At 39.7% G+C, this 18,181-nt stretch carries 16 protein-coding genes and 1 pseudogene; 3 read left to right on the top strand and 14 right to left on the bottom strand.

Annotated elements, in window-relative coordinates; translation table 11 throughout:
- Window positions 1-44 precede the first annotated feature (44 nt).
- On the bottom strand, window positions 45-1,166 hold the full coding sequence (locus M3223_RS17955; protein ID WP_251564086.1) for a serine hydrolase domain-containing protein: 1,122 nt from the start codon (window positions 1,164-1,166) through the stop codon (window positions 45-47).
- A 131-nt stretch (window positions 1,167-1,297) separates the two neighbouring features.
- On the opposite strand from M3223_RS17955, the gene M3223_RS17960 reads away from it, so the two are divergent.
- Window positions 1,298-1,801, top strand: coding sequence for a FecCD family ABC transporter permease (locus M3223_RS17960; protein ID WP_251564088.1), 504 nt, complete (start codon window positions 1,298-1,300; stop codon window positions 1,799-1,801).
- A 90-nt stretch (window positions 1,802-1,891) separates the two neighbouring features.
- On the opposite strand, the gene M3223_RS17965 is transcribed toward M3223_RS17960, so the two are convergent.
- The 5 genes from M3223_RS17965 to M3223_RS17985 form a co-directional block, all read right to left on the bottom strand.
- The gene (locus M3223_RS17965; RefSeq protein ID WP_251564090.1) at window positions 1,892-3,076 is read right to left on the bottom strand and encodes an MFS transporter; all 1,185 of its coding nucleotides are present in this window, start codon (window positions 3,074-3,076) and stop codon (window positions 1,892-1,894) included.
- Between the two features lie 65 nt (window positions 3,077-3,141).
- Window positions 3,142-3,420, bottom strand: coding sequence for an ArsR/SmtB family transcription factor (locus M3223_RS17970; protein ID WP_251564092.1), 279 nt, complete (start codon window positions 3,418-3,420; stop codon window positions 3,142-3,144).
- Window positions 3,421-4,101: 681 nt separating this feature from the next.
- Entirely contained in the window at window positions 4,102-4,704 is a 603-nt protein-coding gene (locus tag M3223_RS17975; protein ID WP_251564093.1) for a TOTE conflict system archaeo-eukaryotic primase domain-containing protein, read from the bottom strand.
- A gap of 109 nt (window positions 4,705-4,813) precedes the next feature.
- Window positions 4,814-5,218, bottom strand: coding sequence for a type II toxin-antitoxin system VapC family toxin (locus tag M3223_RS17980; protein WP_251564096.1), 405 nt, complete (start codon window positions 5,216-5,218; stop codon window positions 4,814-4,816).
- A complete protein-coding gene (locus M3223_RS17985) occupies window positions 5,215-5,451 on the bottom strand; it encodes a hypothetical protein (RefSeq protein ID WP_251564098.1) in 237 nt (78 codons plus the stop codon). The genes M3223_RS17980 and M3223_RS17985 overlap by 4 nt, the downstream gene beginning before the upstream one ends.
- Before the next feature lie 150 nt (window positions 5,452-5,601).
- Here M3223_RS17985 and M3223_RS17990 point away from each other — a divergent pair, with 150 nt between their 5' ends.
- A complete protein-coding gene (locus tag M3223_RS17990) occupies window positions 5,602-5,886 on the top strand; it encodes a tyrosine-type recombinase/integrase (RefSeq protein WP_251564192.1) in 285 nt (94 codons plus the stop codon).
- Between the two features lie 271 nt (window positions 5,887-6,157).
- On the opposite strand, the pseudogene M3223_RS17995 reads toward M3223_RS17990, so the two are convergent.
- The 8 genes and pseudogenes from M3223_RS17995 to M3223_RS18030 form a co-directional block, all read right to left on the bottom strand.
- Window positions 6,158-6,701: pseudogene (locus tag M3223_RS17995) on the bottom strand (histidine phosphatase family protein).
- Between the two features lie 9 nt (window positions 6,702-6,710).
- Window positions 6,711-7,133 carry an NUDIX hydrolase gene (locus M3223_RS18000; RefSeq protein WP_251564100.1) on the bottom strand — a complete coding sequence of 141 codons (423 nt, stop codon included), beginning with the start codon at window positions 7,131-7,133 and terminating at the stop codon, window positions 6,711-6,713.
- A 398-nt stretch (window positions 7,134-7,531) separates the two neighbouring features.
- On the bottom strand, window positions 7,532-9,787 hold the full coding sequence (locus tag M3223_RS18005; RefSeq protein ID WP_251564101.1) for an AAA family ATPase: 2,256 nt from the start codon (window positions 9,785-9,787) through the stop codon (window positions 7,532-7,534).
- 704 nt (window positions 9,788-10,491) lie between these two features.
- A complete protein-coding gene (locus tag M3223_RS18010; RefSeq protein ID WP_251564103.1) occupies window positions 10,492-13,656 on the bottom strand; it encodes a type I restriction endonuclease subunit R in 3,165 nt (1,054 codons plus the stop codon).
- A gap of 23 nt (window positions 13,657-13,679) precedes the next feature.
- Entirely contained in the window at window positions 13,680-14,954 is a 1,275-nt protein-coding gene (locus tag M3223_RS24575) for a restriction endonuclease subunit S (RefSeq protein ID WP_251564105.1), read from the bottom strand.
- Window positions 14,944-16,536 carry a type I restriction-modification system subunit M gene (locus M3223_RS18020; protein WP_251564107.1) on the bottom strand — a complete coding sequence of 531 codons (1,593 nt, stop codon included), beginning with the start codon at window positions 16,534-16,536 and terminating at the stop codon, window positions 14,944-14,946. Before M3223_RS18020 ends, M3223_RS24575 begins: the two co-directional genes overlap by 11 nt.
- 22 nt (window positions 16,537-16,558) lie before the next feature.
- Complete coding sequence (locus tag M3223_RS18025) at window positions 16,559-17,077, bottom strand: restriction endonuclease subunit S (RefSeq protein WP_251564194.1); 519 nt, start codon at window positions 17,075-17,077, stop codon at window positions 16,559-16,561.
- 64 nt (window positions 17,078-17,141) lie between these two features.
- Window positions 17,142-17,813, bottom strand: a complete 672-nt coding sequence (locus M3223_RS18030) for an IS30 family transposase (RefSeq protein ID WP_251564109.1) — start codon at window positions 17,811-17,813, stop codon at window positions 17,142-17,144.
- 174 nt (window positions 17,814-17,987) lie between these two features.
- On the opposite strand from M3223_RS18030, the gene M3223_RS18035 reads away from it, so the two are divergent.
- Window positions 17,988-18,056 (top strand): hypothetical protein, encoded by a 69-nt coding sequence (locus M3223_RS18035; RefSeq protein ID WP_251564196.1) that lies wholly within the window; start codon window positions 17,988-17,990, stop codon window positions 18,054-18,056.
- Window positions 18,057-18,181 lie beyond the last annotated feature (125 nt).

Raw genomic sequence — 18,181 nt, forward strand, 5'->3', positions numbered from 1 at the left:
ATTTACTTGCTAGTTTCACTAATGTGGTAATAAATCCTTTACCTTCATCCTCTTTCGAGTAACGTGTCTATTACCTTATAACAAATCGTTTGGGATGGTGTTTTATCGTGATTGGATACAACAACTACGCCAATTCTCTTTGATGGAACCATGCATACATAAGCACTGACACCTGGAAATCCTCCTCCATGTTCAATAAAAGTATGATTTCTCGTTCTCCTTGTCCCCCAGCCCAAAGCGTACCCAGATTCACGATTAATCTGCCAAACCGGCTCATGCATTCGGTTAATCATGGTCTGAGACATTAATGGATTTTCACTCATATATGAAGATAGATATTTGCCCAAATCATTAGCAGTTGAATAGATAAAACCCAATGGGGCGCCCAATGGGTTTACTGGGAATGGAGACTCATACACATCCATGTTAGCATCAGACTTAATCATGTTACGTAATGTTGTATCGGCCGATGTATAGTATTGAGCACTACCTTCATCTTGCTGCACCTTCTCAGCATACAGGGTAGTTCTGTTCAGTTTTAAACTTTTGAAAAACACATTCTCCATAAATTCATCCCATTGAAGTCCACTAACCTTCTCAAATAGATCGGCTGCAATAATATAAGCGTCCGTGCAATAAATCCAATTGGCACCCGGCGGATAAGACAGAGCAACTGAAGCGAAATATTTGGTTACGTCCTCTCGATTATTGATACTTTGTAGGGTAAAATCGGTTATCCCACAATGCTCCTTAAGGCTTTTAAATTCATTGAATTCGGATGCGTTAGGAGAAACCAAATTACCAATCCATACATCACCAGGGAATCCAGCAGTATGAGATAACAATTGTTTTACTGTGATGGAGTTGCTCATAAATTGATCCGTTGTTTTAAAATATGGAAGATATTGCACTAGAGGTTTATCGAGTTCGAGAAGCCCTTTTTCGACAAGTTGCATTAAAACTGCTGCCGCGAAGCTCTTGGAAATACTTTGAATACTAACGATTGTATCTGTTGTAAATGCTTTTCCACTCACACCTAACCGGGATTTCCCAAAGCCCTTGCCATATAAAACTTGATTATCTTTAACTACGACAACAGCCCCGCCGACTGGAAAATCTTCTAAAAAAATAACATCATCCACTTTTGCTTCAACGGATGTTACCATTTATGATTCCTCCTTGAAAAAAAACTAAATAATACCAAAAGCATTCTACCCGTATTGTACAGGCAATAGGATGTTTGAGCCAAGCAAACACAAAATAAAATTACCTACTAAATTATTATGCATTTATGTTTTTGCTTATTAGCGGTCCGGCCTATCTGGCCCCGCAGGTGCTGAACTGGATAACGGGAAGCATTTACGGGACGAATTGGAAGTATATTGAGGTTCTTTGGCCTTGGGTTGTTGTGTTCATCCCCTTGTCCTTCCTTTTCGCCAAAGAGCTGAATGTGCAGTCACTGGGAGAAGCGACGGCGATTGGGCTCGGGAGCAGGCTTCATCGCAGCCGGATGGTCCTGTTATTTTACAGCGTTGCGCTCGCAGGCGCTGCCGTCGGTGTTGCCGGCATGATCTCGTTTATCGGACTATTGGCTCCGCATATGGCGAGACGGATTGTCGGTAATTCCTATAAGCTGCTTATCCCCTTATCGGCCGTGCTTGGTGCTGTGATTTTATTGCTCGCGGATCTGGCGGGGCGCATGCTGTTCCAGCCGCTGGATATCCCTGCGGGAGTGTTCACAGCTGGGGTTGGAGCTCCGTTTTTTATGTATTTGTTGTTTAAGCGGAGGAGCTTAGGGTGAGCGCTCAGCTTTTTTAGCATAATCAGAAATTAAGTTGAGGAAAAATGAATAAAGGCAAGGCGTTCTCCCCATGAACGCCTTGCCTTTATTTTAGTTACCGCTTCTTATCCCTTCCTGTCGAGAGCGCGAGGATGATGAGATGCCAAAGGTAGATACAGCTAACGCGCCAGCTAAAATGACCACAATTGCAGCAACCCAGCTGATAGATGCGAGCGATACTTGCTGTATGATGACTCCGCCAAGCCCGGCACCCGCTGCCATGCCAAGCTGCAGGACGGAACTATTTAGACTGAGCATAATACCGGAAGCCTGAGGCGCAAGCGACATGAGATTGAGCTGTTGAGTAGGGCCGGTTGTCCAAGCGGTGAACGCCCATAACATAAGAACAGGGAATACAATGACCGGAGATGTGCCTGCCAGCGAAAGAAGAAGCAGCGCAATGGTATGGAACAGCAAACCGCTCGCTAAAGTGCGGGGTACTCCCCATCGATCTGTGCTGTAACCTCCGATTTTAGAGCCGATTAGGCTGGCAATACCGAAAGCGAATAATGCCGCGCTTACGCCTTGCTCGGTTAGTTTGTTAACTGAAAGTAGATAAGGCGAAATATACGTGTAGGCGACGGAATACCCGCCAACCCATAAAAAGGATACGGTCAAACCAATGGCGATTTTCGGCTGTTTGATTAGAGCAATTTGTTCGCGAAGCGGCACAGGTTTCTCGCCGTCGGATTGCGGGATAGAACTCAAAATAAGCAGCATGGATAGCAGCCCCAAGATGCCGAGCGCTCCAAAGATCAGCAGCCAGTCGTAAGCGGAAGCAAAAACTCTTCCAAGCGGAACACCAACAATCAAGGCTGCGCTGAATCCTGTAATCAGTGTTGCAATAGCGCTGCCTTGTTTGCCGGCAGGCGCCAGCTTGGAAGCAACGGTCAGAGACGCTACGAAAAAAACACCTGCGCTAACAGCAACCGCAATTCTAGATACGATTAAAAATCCGTATCCGGGCAGAGCGAAGGCAACAAAATTGCCTAGTGCGAATACAGCCAGAGAGTATAAGAGCAAGCGGCGGCGCTCCATGCGTGCTGTTAACGCCATGACCACAGGCGTGCCAAAAGCATACGCCAATGAGAAAATTGTGATCAACTGCCCAGCTGCCGATACGGAAACCCCCACATCTGAGGCAACCTTATCCAGTATGCCTGCAATAATATACTCAGAAGTCCCCACCAAAAAGCTGATAATAGCCAGCATATAAATTTTCCACGCATTTGACACTTTTTATACCCTTCTTTCTGATTTTTATATTTCTAAAAATATAGAAATAAAAGCGAAAAAAAATTTTACTGCAATAGATACGGCGCATATTTAAGAGCTACCTCGCGGTTCACACCGTAATATTTATACGTCCCATCCTTGCGAAGATTAAGCACCCCGCATTCCGTCAATTGCTTCAAGTGATGCGAAAGCGTTGAGTGAGCCACAGTTTCCAGCTTAGTCAAAATATCGGAGCAGCACAAATTTTGCTCCTTCAGCAGCAGAACGATGTTCAATCTTGTTGGCTCTCCGAGTGCTTTGTATACTTTAACAGCTTGACTCACGCCTGCTTGGTCTTCTGTCATTGCAAGTTCACCTCTTCCACGAGCCATTATTTCTATATTTGTAGAAATAAGAATAGCACACGTTTTTTATTTTGTAAACACGGCTGATTAAACCGCGCACACTCGGAGAATCAAACAGAATAAGGAGCTACTCGTAGCTCCTTATTTTGTTAATTCTATAATGAACACACAACTGCAAATGGCAATATAACTGGGGATTAATGTTTGGACACATATTGCGATTTGCCGACTATCCATGCACGGTATGCGAGATTAGATTGGCGTAAGATTTGGTCTGTTGCAAACCTCAGAAACCTTGATTTGACGGGCTTTTTTCCAATTGACTTCCGATCTATTTGGCCGTAATTCGATGGTTTTTGTTGTTGATGTTTTACATCAATTTTACATCAACGGCAACCCGTTGAAATTCTATGTGGAAAAGGTTGCTTCGGCTATTGTTTTATCATTTAGATATCAGAAATGAGCGGTTACAAACTCATGCCTTTATACCCCATCGCCTGATAGCCCTTAACCCTTTTCTTATACATGCTCATCAGCATCGGGACTTGCAAATCTATATAATCGTAAATCTGCACATCTTGTTTGCTTTGGTGAACCCGATGAAGTCGGCCCGCATATTGTTGGAGCGTCCCTCTCCAAGAGATGGGATGCACCAAAAATAAAGTATCCAGCCGCGCATCGTCAAATCCCTCGCCAATCAATTTGCCCGTCGCGATGAATACTCGTTCCTCCGAATCTGGTATGCTTGCGATCTGCTCGCGTAAGGCTTCGCGTTGTTTCTTCCCCATTTTGCTTATCGAAATCCATGGCAAGAAACCAACAAGTCTCATCTTGAAGCATAGGGTAGACACCAATTGTACGATTTATTGTAGCATCGAGATGCCGATAAATAACTTCATCTGACAAAGGCTCAAATGCTTGATGGACACATTCCGAACATTTTATTTGAGGCTTTTTGCAAACATTCGTCCATTCTTTCTGGCAAAAAGGCGAATATCCTGATTTTCCGGATTTGTTCGTCCATCTCACGGGATAGATATCTTCTCTACCGCGAAAAAGAGAACGGAATAATGCTATTTTTTCTTCTGAGCTAGATTTTGAGTGTATAACACTTGATCTTTCTTGCTCAATTGCAGAATTAGGTAAATATTGCGTCGTCGGAGGTGTCGTTTTCTCAATACTTGTATAATTGGAAAGTTGGAGTCTTAGGGAATGATTCTCCTGTTTAAGAGCTTCTATTTCTTTCAAAGCTCTAAATAATTGTTGCTCCAGGTCGTTACTCATACGATCTCCTGAAATAATAGGTTTTGGACTTGTCTCTATTCTATCATAGGGGACTAGATAGATATGAAAAAACCGACTCTTCAACTTAAAGTAGAGGAGTCGGTTAAGCTTATTTTAAATCTATATTTAAAAGTGGGATATCCAATTCGTCCTGAACGAAGTTCATGTCAGAATCTCTAGAAATTAATGTAAGTTCATGAACTGACGCTGTCGCAATAATAAGGGCGTCCGGAGTTTTTAACTTACGTCCCTTACCTTTAAGATCTCTACGAAGCGTTCCAGCCAATTTTGCAATTTCTGACGTAACATCTATACATCTTTTGGATGTAAACAGCTTTTCTGCACGAAGTTGTTCCTCGTGTTTTAACCCTGCGAACACTTCAGAAACCGTAATTGTAGAAAAGTAAATCGGCATTTTATCACGGGAGGCCTGTTGAACAAAATCGATAACATTACTCTCGTTCGTTAGAATCGCAATCGCAATATTCGTGTCCAGAAGATACCCTTTACTCATGTATTCCATTCCTTACGCGATTTGCCCACTTCTTCAAGAAGTTCTTTGCCTCGTTCAGGCGTTAAAGTACCGGCCGCTTCCAAAAGATCATCAACGGAATAGTCATCTTCTTGAGCTTCCACAGTTTGCTTTTCAAGGTCAATCAATACACGAGTGTTATTTATGTTGAGTTTTTGAAGAATGGATTTTATCGCACTCGCGGTTAGTGGATCCATTTTTTTGGGGATCATCATTGTCCCTCCATTGTCACTTATTAACTCATTATAACATGGGTGAGGCTGTTTCAATAATCACCAATTCCTTCATTTGTGTGGAACTCAAACACGGGCATTTATTAAGCGCGCGTATGAGGGAAAGGTTGGCGAGGAGGACCATGGTTATTCCTGTTCTTCCACCCCGACGGACAACCGTTCCATTACAAGGCACCATACCAATGGTTCCGAAATTTCATCTTGAAAAGCAAACTACGATATATTCGTTTTCATGATCTTCGGTATACGTCAGCCACGGTTCTGATCAACCAGGGCGTTCATGCCAAAACCATTTCAGATCGACTCGGACATGGAAACATAACGACAACCATGAACATATACGGTCATGCTCTCCGTACGGCTGACCAAACGGCTGCCGATAAGTTCGAATCACTTTTCAACATCAACAAGGCTTAAGGACAACAAGAGACGCTCGGGAATTTCCCGAGCGTCTCTCCATTCTTTTCGGCTCATCTTTTACATCACTTTTACATCAATGGCATTTTTCGACCACTGTATCACATCATTTAACATGCTGTACCACATTGAAAAATCCAATCAGGACAAGGGATATCAGTCTCTGTTCAATCCCTCAATAGCAAGGCCACCGACTCCACATGTGACGAGTAGACAGTGACAATAAACATGTACGTGTCCGAAGGAATGTGTTTGCTCTAGATGTATAATATCACTCTGCCCATACTCGATGAATGTTAGGCTTATCTTCTCCCGAGAAGGTTAGATGAAATACATCAGGATTGGATAAAGATTCCCACTCCCTAAACCCGATTAGGTCATCAAAATGCTTAAGAAGCAGTGATATCAGATTTCCATGTGAAACTAACACAATGTTTTTGTTCTCACCATTCAGGACTTCCCTTACTACACTAATGGCACGGATCATAGCCGTGTTACTGGACTCTCCACCCTCATAACATATGTCTAAATCATCGTAGGTCTTGCGAAGCATACTCGCCAATCAGGATGATCCTTGCTTGATAAAAATCTTTCAGCCAATCTATCGTCCAAAACAACTTCTATACCTATATGTTCAGCCAATGGAGCTATGGTGCGGTAAGCCCTTTCAAAAGGGCTTGAAATGATAAAATCAATATCTTTATCTAAGAAAAATTTAGTAAGATTCTCAGCTTGTTGAATACCTAGTTCAGTTAGCTTAGCATCAGGCTCTTGCCCATCTGTTTTCAATGTCGCACAACATAAACATTTTTCATCATTATTGTTTATCTCCTTGCAAATACTACTCTTCTTATACTCTCCTTTGTCCAAGGAGGAGATTTGGGATGATTCATAATTTCATCGTAGGTCATCCAATGAACGGCTTCAACCTCATCGGGACTCTTGGGATGTGCTGTACCTCTGTCATAATCACATAGGAAGACCATATTTATAACGTTGCATCCATCATTTGTCACAAAGGAGGAGCTGTATACAAGGTTCACAGCATCATTTATCTCGATGCCAACTTCTTCATAAAATTCTCTTTTTACAGTTCGTTCTAGGATTTCGAGTGCGTTACCTTCAACTTCTACTTTTCCTCCCACAAGAGACAGAGTCCCCCCTGCATGCTCCTCTTTGGTACTTCGTGTAATAACAAGCCATTTATCATCCCTACAGATTGCACCTTCTACGTTTACTATGAACACGTTGTGTTGCTCCCCTCTAAAGAGATTTCATTATTGAAACTTTAGCATTATTCCCCTTATGTTGGAAGCTTGTATGCGTACAAGTTATCCAAAAAATTCACAAAAAAAGAAGCGGGATTTACCCGCTCCATTGCTGTATATGCCAATACACCTCAACTATTAGTCTTTCCTGACCAACAGTGAGCAACACTCCACATGCACCGTATGCGGGTTACGATTGGATTAGGATCTGGTCTGTTAGAATCCGCGGAAACCTTGATTTGACGGGCTTTTTACCATTTAGCTTCCGATCCTTTGGGCTGCATTCCGATGGTTTCTGTTGATGTTTTACATCAATTTTACATCAATATAATCCTTTATCTATTTCTACCGATAAGGGTTAATTTTTGCATCACTGATTACTCTATACTACCCGCAACTTCTCTGAGTCCAGTAGATATTTCTTCAACTGCACGAACAGATACTGTATCTTGATTAACAATATCAAAATCCTTCATCATCATTTTATAATGAGCAATATGATTCTTTTTATCGAAAATACTCTTAAAGACACCCAAATATCTATCTACTAAATCTATATTACTTTCAACATATAAATCCTCACTTATTGAATGAGAACCATCATTTATCCAAGAAAGCAAAGATCTACATATCATTTTTTCTTCATTCTCAAATTCACTTTCAAGATCATCAATGTTTGTATCACCGAAAAATTTAAAATAATTCTCAAGAATTCGTCTCATAATATTTTGAATTGATACGAAATTATGATTATTAGAGTTCCGTAGTTCCTTCCAGAGTAATTCATAAGAGCTTCTAATAGGATTTTTATCAAATGGTTCAATTGTTGTTGTTTCATTATTCTTTCTCAATATCCAATATGTTGCATCTCCGAAACTTTTATTACCTTGACTAAATGTAACTTCTTTATGAAAGTAAATATTATGTGTTAGAACAAAAAGCTGCTTTATGTCGGAACTGTTCTCTTTTATTTCGAACATTATATTTCTGACTAAACTACTTACCATAAAGAGCACACTACTATCTAAACTTGAAATAGGGTCATCAATAACTACAATTTTCTCAGCCTGTATATCATTAATTTCATTACTGCCTTTCAACAATTGATAATAATAGAGAAATGTAATAAACGTTTTTTCACCCTCACTAAGGGTTTCATTTGCATCTTCCCCATTTTCGCGGACAATCTTATAGTTTCCCTTTTCTTCGGCGGAAGCCAATCGAAATGATTTAAAGCCAAAAGAAAACAATATCTTATTAATTTCCGTTACAGAATACTCGACACTTGTAACTTGCTGTTGTTTCTGAAACAACCCTTGTTCAAACTGTTTTTTATATTGCTTTTTTTGTTCAGTGCTTTTCTCCAATCCAAATAGTACTTTATCAATATTTCCTTTTTTATTGATAAAATCTTGATAGTTTGAGATGTTTTGTTCATTTATGTATCGCCAAACGTCTTTAGACAGATTTTCTTTTTCCATCTTTATATTCTCAATTAGTTTATTATGAGCAATAATCTTCTGATTTGATTCGATAATTTCTTGATTAATTGCATAAAAAAAATTTGATACTTTAACCAATTCAATACTTCTGCTAGGTTCTTTGCTTTTATTTTCTATTAATAACCTATTTTCTTCTAATCTTGATTTAATTAAAATTAAAGTACTCTGTAGTTTATTTTTATCAATGAACTCGCCTTTAGAGTGGGCAAGCAACATTTCAATTTGAGAGATTGCATTAGATACATTTTCAATATATTTTTTTGAGGCTGTTTCCAGCCGTTGAATATTTTCAATATAAGTTTGATCGAAGTATGAATTTAGTTTCTCCTCAAATAAATCTGAAAGTGATTGTTGGCAAAAAGGGCAAATGCCTTCAGTTCCCTTTAGAACTATATGACCTTGTTTAACCCAATCACTAATCTGTAATTTTGTTATTAGTCGAGCAATATCAACATCTTCTTTACCGAGAATTTTTTCTCGAAATATTGGATCTTCTTCAAGGTGAGATTCGAACAATATCTCACTTAATCTATTAACTAATTCTCCTTTTAGTTCGAAAAGGCTTCCTTTCAGTTTACGTAATTCTTCAAGTGGACGTACTTCTCTTGAATTATTACTGGCTTCCTCTAAGAATTTGGTCATAAACCTATCTCGTGAATTTCTAAACCCTTCTATCGACTCTTTAAATTCAAGATCAATTTTTTTCTTTATTTCCCAACATGAGTCTTTAAAATTATCAATAATTCTATCCAACTCGGTTATCTTTTCAGAACTTGTCTCTGATAATTTAAAAATTGCTTCATCATGTTGTTTAATTTTCTCCTTAAGTTCAAAGATTTCGGATTGAAGTTCAACAGACTCTTTTCCTAACGTAAATATACCTTTAATCGAATTTCCCATTCGAAAATTCTCATTAACAAAATTCCGATTGTAAACACTAATCTTAAAAGACCTACCCTGCCACTCCAATGAGCAATTAGGATACATTCCTGAATTCCGAAGAAATTCCGACAAAGTAGTCTTTCCGGAGCCATTGTTCCCATAAATAAAGTTAATTTCCCTTAAACCATCCAAAGTAATTCCAAGTTGGTCATATGTGGCAATATTTCTAATAATAATTTTTCCAATCATTCCCCCGCCTCCCATTAACACAAGTGTTTATTTTACACAATTCGGCATTAGGGCTATTTTTCCTCCAAATGATTATCTATTCATGTGTAACTTTCATGAAAAAATCGACGACTCCTAGTATACTTTTTAAGAACCTGTTATCACTAGTTTCTGAATTATATATTTTCTTTACCCGCCCCTGTAACTCCGGATGGTCAATTTATTTTTTTATTATGCTTTTCTTATCCACTGCTCGGTAATCTGCACCCTTGTTTACAGAAAAATAATGCGTATAAGTCATGACCCATATCTTCCGACAAATTCGAATCTTTTTAAAAGGTGTTTTAGTTGTTTCACGTCATACATAGGGGCATTCTGTGCAGCAAAGAAGTTAGTGATATTCGAATAGATACGGAACTGAAAAGGAAAGAAAGTCGAGCTCGAGGTCCTGAAAAAGTGAATTTCCCTAATGCCCCCCACTGTTCCATCATCTCTTATACACCGAATCTAGCAAATTGGCAGAGCTACTCATTCTTCAATATTGCTTTTCCAGTGTTTGATTTTCATGTCTAGTTTGAATATATGCCGGATCATTCCGTTTACTTCTGGAACTCATCGATCATCCGTATATACATATCAGTGGATTCCAGTTTACAAAAAAAGTACCCACAGCCCAAACACACTTTTCAAGTGTCCAGTCCTGTAGGTACAAGTAACATTTCATTTCATCTCAACTCATCATCTAAAGGTACAATAACCTCATCAAGTGTTTTTCTCCACTGGCGTTTCATTTCCGGTCCATACTTCAATGGTTTTGCATCGGGGTGTACGGCTTTATATTTATCAAATTGCTTGCTGTTGATGATTCCACCAATATTCGGAATAGGCTCTTTTCCTATCTCATACTGGATCGCTGATAGATGCAGCTCACTTTCTTCCACAAACCAAGTACTTGCGAATTCCTCAATCGCTTTATTGTAAGATTCAGTGAAGAAACGACGTTTAACTGCAAGAATGTCTTCATCTGGAGCTATTTCTTTGGAATCAATCGCATTTAAAATTGCACGATAGACATCTTTAACAATTTCCGACTTCTTCATTTTTTGGAGTGCCTTTTCGATCTCATCACGAATATTCTGGTTATTGGCCGAGTACGTTTCTAATAGTTGATCAATATAGGTTGAGTCAATGTCATAGAGTTTAATTGCATTTTCCCCATAGAATTCAATGCCTGAGAAGTCCGGTTCTGGCCCTTCCGGGTCCCCTTCAACTTCTGCTTTTAATGATCCCTTAACCGTGTTGTACAACCCAATATATTCTTCTAAGGTTTTCACCTGTTCTTGAAGTGCTGTTGAGCTCTCCACTTCATCATTATAATCATCGTACGTAACTAAGGCTTCGAAAGCATTGTTTAACTCTTGGAACGCTTTCACAAACTCAATCCGGATATCAAGTGGCGAGTGCTCGTCAATATTGTTTGGAGTGGGTACCAGCGTTACTAATGTTTTGTGAGCCTTTTTAAAACGATTTTTAGATTCTTTATAAGTTGGGTAAACTAGATTAGATTCCTCTTGTTCTTTTGAGTATAACTTCGTGGCATCCGCTACATTTCGCTCCATTGTTGCAGGTTTACGGAATGTCACAATTAATCCTTTTGTTTTTCCTGGATAGGTACGATTAGTCCGAGAAAAAGCTTGAATCAAATTGGCATAGCTCAAATTTCGATCCACAAATAATGTTTGGATCGTCGGGGCATCGAATCCAGTCAATAAGCGGTCCACGACAATGACCAGATCAATTTGTTTTCCAAACTCTTTGAATTCTGCCTTTTTACGAGCTAATCGATTGTTGATATCTCCATTGTATCGTTCAATATCTTCAATCGACCAAGCCGTATTATAATACTCGTTATATTCCTTGATGATTTCCTTCATTTCATCTTGAATTTGTTTGGCATTATCCTCGTTTTCTTGTGTCGAATAGGTGATGGTAATTCGGGGGAAATCTGGATCCTCAATCGTACGCCCCGTCCGAATCGGTTGTCCAGCAAATTCTTTGGCCAACCACTCTGGATCTTTTGTCATTTCTTTAATTGCTTTATAGTAGCGTTTCGCCATTTCAATCGAGCTAGTTGTTAAGATTGCAGACTTTTGTGGGCGACCGTTTTGGAAATCGAATTTGATATAAGCATTATCTGGCCTGAAGATCTTATGAATGACTTTTTGGATGTGCTCATCACTTTCATAAGTAGATGGTTCAATATATCCTTCCTTCTCTAATCCATCCATTTGATCGATCATCTCATTGATTTCATCATCACTAAGATCGACGTACTTTTCAATTTGACGCAACTGCTTGAAAATATAATTATTTAATGAGGTTGGTTCAATCGTATCATCATGCTCTACCTGGAACCCTAAGACTGCCTTATCATCTAACGCGTTCTTAATGGTATAGGTGTGCAGGACTTCTCCATATTGATCATGCGTGGTGCGAGCTAATTGTCCTTTAGCTTGCTTTTTATTTACATCAAATATCGGTGTACCTGTAAATCCAAACCACGTGGAATTCGGAAAGAACTTCTTGATTGCTTCCATCCCTTCGGAACTTAACGCTCTGTGGCACTCATCCACGATAAAGACAATATGTTGCCCCAATAGTTTCTTAAAACGCTGAGTGCCTTTTTGCTCTTCCAATTTTTGCGCATAGCTTAAGGCAGCCTCTAACTTTTGGCGAGTGGTAATAATCACTGTATTAGAATTAGCATCCGATAGCAGGGTTTCACTTAATTCCTTTGCACTTCCGGTTCCTACAATTAAGCTGTTTGATCTGGCATTACCAGAGGAAATACCGGTATTAAACTCGGAAGCAAACTTAGTGAATTCGGATGTCGTTTGACTATCTAAGTCTTTGCGGTCAATCAGCATAATGGTACGATCCACACCTGATTTTCGAGCCAATAACTTCGTAGACACAAAGCTAGTCAACGTTTTCCCTGAACCTGTCGCATGCCACACATATCCTGATTCATGCTTCATGGCAGACGTAAATAAAGCCTCAATCGCATGGATTTGATAAGGATGTAATACCATTAAAACCTTATTGTCTTGATCCTCACTAACAATTGTATAATTAGCGATTAACCGGTGTGCATCAGGTATGTTTAAGACTTGTTTTACAAACTCATAAAGATTTTCAACTTTTCGATTGTCTGTTGTACGCCAGCTAAAGACAAACTTTCTGTGCATGTCCTTTGGCATTGCATTTGCAAAATATCGGGTCGTTTGTTCGTTGGAAATGACAAATAACTGAAGAGTAGAAAAGATATTGTTCCTAAACATCCCTTCTTCTCCGTATTTCTTGATTTGATTAAAGGCTTGAAATACGCCGTCTTTAGCGGTGACCTGTTTCAATTCAATTTGAACAATAGGCAGCCCATTGATTAAAAGTGTCACGTCAAATCGACGATCACGATCCTCTATGTTTGCCCTTTTTTTCGCGATCTGATGAACAACTTCATATGTAGAGATTCCACCACCAATGTCTTGATTGGAATACAACACCAATGACATTGATCCTAGGGACACATCTTCACGTTCGATTGTTATACGAGAAATCCCATTCTCCCCTTTGAGCCATTTAGCCGCATCAAAGGGGGTCTTTGTTTTAGAGAGTAATTCTGTCTTTATAGACTCAAATTCCTTATCAGAGATGGGTTGTTCCCCTATTTCTGATAAGTTATTTTGTGTAATCTTTTGACGTAAGTTATTCCAAAGGTCTTCTTCGGATTTTAAATCCGGGCGATAATTCCACTGATTATGACCTTCCCCTAACACTTCGATTAGGCGACGTTCTACTTCAGCTTCATCGTTATGTGGTATCTTTGTCACATTACTCCCTCCCTTCTATTGGTTTAGACAAACATCTTTTGAAGGAATGCTTTTTTTGTTTCTTTTAAGGCGTCTAACTCACGCTGATGAAGGGTGATGAGGTGGTCGATATCGGCAAATACTATTCCGATTTGCGACTGCTCCTGCGCCGAATTCGGATAGCATATTGTTGTTTTGGCTAGATTCGTCCGGCTTATCGAGAGGACCTTAATTCCCTGCATGATCGGTAGCAATTGTTGACGATATGATGGTGAGTTCATATAGTATCCTAAAAAACTTGGCTGCATTTTTATCTTAGGTCTGCAAGCTATTGTGTGTAATCCTGATACTACAGGAATGCTTGTAATTCCTGCTATTTCAGTAGCTTTGCCAACCGTTGCATCCTCGGCGGCATCGGCAAACAGCACATCACCGTTTTGGAGAAGATGTCTCTGATAATCTGAAACCTCCGCTCCTGTAATGAACGGAATCACATCTTTGCCGCAATCAGTAACGGCACCATATTTAATGAGAATATCGCCGTAATGGATATTCTTTATTTTTCCGACATCATAGTTCAAATCGGCTCTTGAAAGAGTGTTGCTCGGTATCGGATCGAACACTGAATCAAACCTACGCTGTTCCCAATCGCCAGTAAACCCTGGAAAGCGAACTTCCGGCACGGTCTCCCCTTCTCTTGGAAACATTTTTTGCAAGAAACCCTGTTTTGTTTGTTTGAGGGTGGTTAACTCACGCTGATGAAGGGTGATAATATCGTCGAAAGTCTTAAAGATTATACCAATTTGTTTCTGCTCTTTTAAATTAGGTATTGGTATTTGTAATCTATTGAAATCATATAAATTATAGTTACTTCTTCCATCACCAGTCGACATTTTTAACGCCCAATTCTTATGTTTTACAGTATTGAAGAAGGTAGCAAGATAATCTGAATCTAAAATGTCTTTGTTAGGACGTGTATTAATCGTTGCAAAACCAATAGCACCGTCTTCCCTGTCTCCTATAACGGCCGAAGTACCAATATCACCTGTATGAACTGTAACCACGTCGCCTTTTTTTAATCTTCGAGTAGTGTTCTTCTCTGCGAAAGCTTCATCCAAATGAATAGGATTTTCTGCAAACTCAAATCTACCCTCTTTTATATCAGAATTTCTAATCAGTAATGTTCCATCTTCACGGTAATTCTCGGTCATTGATGTTACTAATCCAATAAATACCTTTGAAACTTCGGTAATCTCACGCTGTTCCCAAGCGTTAGCAAATCCCGCAAATCTAATTTCTGGTGTCTGCTTATTTTTCACGATTAAACACCTCTAATGCACCTTTGATCCATTCAGCGTTATCTTCATCAGATTGCAGCGAAGAAATCATATCATACAAGCTAGACGCCAGTTGTGCTTTTTCTTTTCGAATTTCTTGAATTGATGAGCCGATTACAGCCATATCAACAGGCTCTTCTTCTTCAAAGGTATTTACATACCTAGGGATGTTCAAATTGAAGTCATTCTCTTTGATTTCCTCAAAGGTAGCAAGATGGGCATACTTCTCTACATCTTCACGTTTCATATACGTTTCGACAATCTTATCAATATTTTCTTTCGAGAGTTTATTTTGGTTTTTTCCCTTTATAAACTCATTACTTGCATCGATAAATAACACGTCACGAGTGGTGCGATTTTTCTTAAGAATGATGACTGTCGTTGGAATCGATGTCCCAAAGAACAAGTTTGCTGGCATCCCGATTACGGCATATATACTGCCATTCTCTAATAATTTCTTACGAATTACACCTTCTGCAGCTCCACGGAACAGCACACCATGCGGTAAGACGATCGCCATTGTTCCCGAATCCTTCAAATGGTAGAACCCATGTAAAAGAAAAGAAAAATCTGCTTTGGATTTAGGTGCTAACTTCCCGTAACGATTGAAACGAGAATCATCTAAAAAGGTTTCATCGGCGGACCATTCTGCAGAGTATGGTGGATTCATAAGGACAGCATCAAAGGTGTAAGGCTCATCTGTTGGCCAGTCTTTGTTGAGTGTATCCCCATTGCGTAATCGCATATCTTCTTTATTTACACCATGCAAGATCAGGTTCATCTTCGCCAGATTGTAGGTTGTGGTATTCAGTTCTTGTCCATGGTATTTGACACTCTCTGGGTGATTAATATAATTTCGAATGTTCAACATTAAGGAACCGGATCCCATGGTTGGGTCAAATACGCTAAACAGTTTCTTATCCTCTTTTCCCATTGCAGCAATACGAGCCATCATGTCAGATACTTCATGAGGGGTATAGAACTCTCCAGCTTTCTTACCAGCTTCAGATGCGAATTGACCAATCAAAAACTCATAAGCATCCCCAATGACATCTCCATCATGTCCCAGCACATTGACATCATTTAGCTTTTTCAAAACTTCTGTAATGGTAATGTTTCGCTGTTGATCATCTGATCCCAGTTTTTTCGATTTCAAATCAACATCATCAAACAACCCATTGAATTGATCATACTTCGTAGATAAATCAATAAATGCTTTATTCAGATCATTAAGCTGAAACGTGTTTTGTTTCGCTTGACTGGTTAAGACATTGAATAAATAATCTGGTTCAATATCATAGCCCAAAGTATCGACTAACGTTTCAATTAAGTCATTTTTTATATCTTCATCGGCTAAAGAATCCCTATACAATTGAGTCTGTTTTTCTTGAGTGTCGTATTCTTCTAGCAATTCATCTGATATTTCAACAACTTTTTGTAGTAACTTATCGGATAAGTACTTGTAAAAAATCAATCCTAATAAGTAGTTTTTATATTCAGATGCGTCCATTTTGCTTCGCAAGCTGTCTGCGGCACTAAATAATTTTGAGTTTAATTCAGCCATATTGTTTCCCCCACTTTTCCTATTATCGATCTAATTGCTTCAATACTTCTAAAAAAAGTTGCTCCTCAAGCTCTGCTTGTTTCTTTGCCAAAGCTTGGCGCTTTCTCAAAGACAAATAAGCCTTTCCAATTATCTTTTGCTTCTCAACGCTGGGTAGTTCGATTTCTAACTCCTTCAATATTGCTGGAGTTAACTTAGGTACGGTACTTCCTTGCATAAAAATCGCCATTTGCCTTTTAATTGAATGCGATTCATTCAGCGCATAACATAAGTAGTTGCTATCCAGTTGATTGTATTCAATAATGAGTTTGGCAAAGTTTTGGTTAATGATTTCCCCCTTGTTCAAGTCACTCACAATTCCTGCCTTGGAACTAACAAAGCTAAAAACAACATCTCCGGTATTGCTTAGATATCCGTCATCAAGCATTGAGTTTCCAATGTAAGAATTTGGTTGTGATTCTATAAATGAGCCATCTAAGTCATTAATTAAATTGGATCCACGCTGCCAGGAACAATACGGATCGGCAAAATAGAAGTTCAGCTTAAGCTCTTGCTCCAAGAAGCTGTAGCAGACAAATTCCTTTCCACGATCGGTCCTTGCACTCTTAAACGTGCCTTTCGGAAAGCGAGCGACGACTTCTTTTCACGGCCTGTTCCATCGAAGAAGCTGAGCGATCCACCATACGAACTCCGATGTACATTCGTGTTTTACGCTCGACAAACGTAGCCACGCAGGCCTTGCTCGTTCCACGACCGGAAACGACCGTATCCAACTCCCAATGACCAAATGTCGTTCGCCCTTCCACCTCTTCCGGGCGTTCATGAATGGAGGTTCCCATGGCAAATTTCCCACGTGTTTCTGCAGGTTCATGGCGTTTTCCTTTATGTCGAAGCAAGCTTAGATCTTTCCTGACGATTCGTCCCTGGTAGATCCAACGGTAGATCGTTTTGAAGCAAATGATGAACGTCCCCTCCGCCTTAATCCGGGCTTCGATTTGCTCTGGAGATAACGTTTCATAAAGCTTTTCGCTAATGTCTCGCGCTAGCGCTTCCGTATAGCTTCCCTTTGGCTGACTTGCCCTGCGACGCGTCTTGTAGAGGGCATGAGCCTGTCCAGCCTCATACGATTTCGCCGTATTCATACCGCGTTTCAACTCCCTGGAAACGGTCGATCCACTTCGCTCCAGTTCCCGAGCGATCTCCCAAATCGACAACCCCTTCTTACGCATCACCTCTAGTTTCGCTCGTTCTATTAGGGTAATGTGTGTATAGCTCATGTTGGTTCGACTCCTGTAAAAGTGGTGGTGTGGTAACTTCCATTTTACACGATTCCAACATGGGCTCTATTTATTTCAAGGTGTTGCACTTGATATTACATTTCGCGTTTTCAAAAAAACAAACTCCGATATATTCGCTTCCATGATCTCCGGCATACTTCAGCTACAATATTAATCAAACAGAACGTCCATGCCAAGATCATTTCAGAACGACTGGGTCATGAAAGTAAACGACAACCATGAACATATATGGTCACGCTCTTCGTACAACTGACCAATCTCCTGCCGATAAATTCGAATCACTTTCAACATCAACAAAGCTCAAGAACAATAAGAGACGCTCGGGAATATCTCGAGCGTCTCTCCGT

The organism is Paenibacillus pasadenensis, assembly GCF_023715725.1.
Lineage (GTDB): Bacteria > Bacillota > Bacilli > Paenibacillales > Paenibacillaceae > Paenibacillus_O > Paenibacillus_O pasadenensis_A.

Bases quoted from the DNA above. Each gene is read 5' to 3' on its own strand.
- M3223_RS17975 (WP_251564093.1), bottom strand. From the start codon at position 4,704: ATGAGTAACGACCTGGAGCAACAATTATTTAGAGCTTTGAAAGAAATA.
- M3223_RS18030 (WP_251564109.1), bottom strand. From the start codon at position 17,813: ATGAGCTATACACACATTACCCTAATAGAACGAGCGAAACTAGAGGTG.
- M3223_RS18020 (WP_251564107.1), bottom strand. From the start codon at position 16,536: ATGGCTGAATTAAACTCAAAATTATTTAGTGCCGCAGACAGCTTGCGA.
- M3223_RS17955 (WP_251564086.1), bottom strand. From the start codon at position 1,166: ATGGTAACATCCGTTGAAGCAAAAGTGGATGATGTTATTTTTTTAGAA.
- M3223_RS17970 (WP_251564092.1), bottom strand. From the start codon at position 3,420: ATGACAGAAGACCAAGCAGGCGTGAGTCAAGCTGTTAAAGTATACAAA.
- M3223_RS18005 (WP_251564101.1), bottom strand. From the start codon at position 9,787: ATGATTGGAAAAATTATTATTAGAAATATTGCCACATATGACCAACTT.
- M3223_RS17985 (WP_251564098.1), bottom strand. From the start codon at position 5,451: ATGATGATCCCCAAAAAAATGGATCCACTAACCGCGAGTGCGATAAAA.
- M3223_RS17980 (WP_251564096.1), bottom strand. From the start codon at position 5,218: ATGAGTAAAGGGTATCTTCTGGACACGAATATTGCGATTGCGATTCTA.